Genomic DNA, 1,126 nt, shown 5'->3' on the forward strand with positions numbered 1-1,126 from the left:
GCAGTTCACTATCCGTGTTGAGAACACTGACCCTGACAAGGCGAAAACCGACTACGATGAGGTCAAGGTGAAAGTTGAGAAGGGTTCTGTTACCATCACGGCGTCCGGCACTGGCACCTACTACATCGGTGAGGAAGTCACCCTCTCCGGTACCTGCACCGACAACGATACAACAGTTCACCTCTTCATGACCGGTCCGAACCTTGCATCCGCAAACGGCGTCAACCTCTTGACCCTGAACCCTGTATCGAACACTGGTGCTGCTGGCACTAGCCCGTTCAACACAGCAGATGTTAAGGCCGACGGCACCTGGTCATTCAAGTGGAACACCGGTGACACTGTTCAGAATAAGGCCCTCGATGCCGGCGGCTACACGATCTACGCCGTCTCGCAGCCTGTGGATAAGAGCGGCCTCTCCAACGCCGAGTACGCCACGGCCTCTATCCAGCTCCGGTCCGGGTTCATCACCGCGACCTCGAGTGGCGCGGTCATCGCGAAGGGTGACGACCTGAAGCTTACCGGAGCTGCGCAGGGCGACCCCGACAGCGTCTGGGTCTGGATCTTCGGCAAGAACTATCAGAGACTTGCTGATCCCGCTACCGTTGAGGATGACGGCAGCTTCGAGTACGAGCTCAAGGGGTCCCAGACCAAGGATCTTGCTGCAGGCCAGTACTTCGTGGTCATCCAGCACCCGATGATGAACAAAGAGTTCGACATACGATCTAACGTGGCTGGTTGGATCAACGGTACGGCTGACTCTGGCTTTAACTCGGTGCGGATCGCCGGGCTCCAGGCTTCTGATGCGGCGACCGCGCTGATCAACGCCCTTGACTCCCCGAACATCGACGACACCTACGTGAAACTCACCTTCGTCGTCGAAGAGCCGAACATCTGGATCGACGCGATCGGCGACAAGGCTGCAGGCAGCAAGTTCACGATCACCGGCACGACCAACCTCGCTGTCGGCGACACGCTGAACATTGAGGTCACCTCCGCTGCGTTCCAGCCGACCAGCAAGAGCGAGGCCTCCGGCTTCGGCTCGGTTGCCGGCACTACGAAAGTCGAGCAGGGCGACGGCGCGAACACCTGGTCGTTCGAGGTTGACGGCGCGAGCTTCAAGCCCGAC

The 1,126-nt window shown here is 59.2% G+C and carries 1 pseudogene; it reads left to right on the forward strand.

The window, feature by feature from the left end:
* A pseudogene (locus tag ACI94_RS07615) lies at positions 1–1,126 on the forward strand (PGF-CTERM sorting domain-containing protein); the annotation flags it as partial.

Source organism: Methanoculleus sp. DTU007 (assembly GCF_001512385.1).
GTDB classification, from domain to species: Archaea; Halobacteriota; Methanomicrobia; order Methanomicrobiales; family Methanoculleaceae; genus Methanoculleus; species Methanoculleus thermophilus.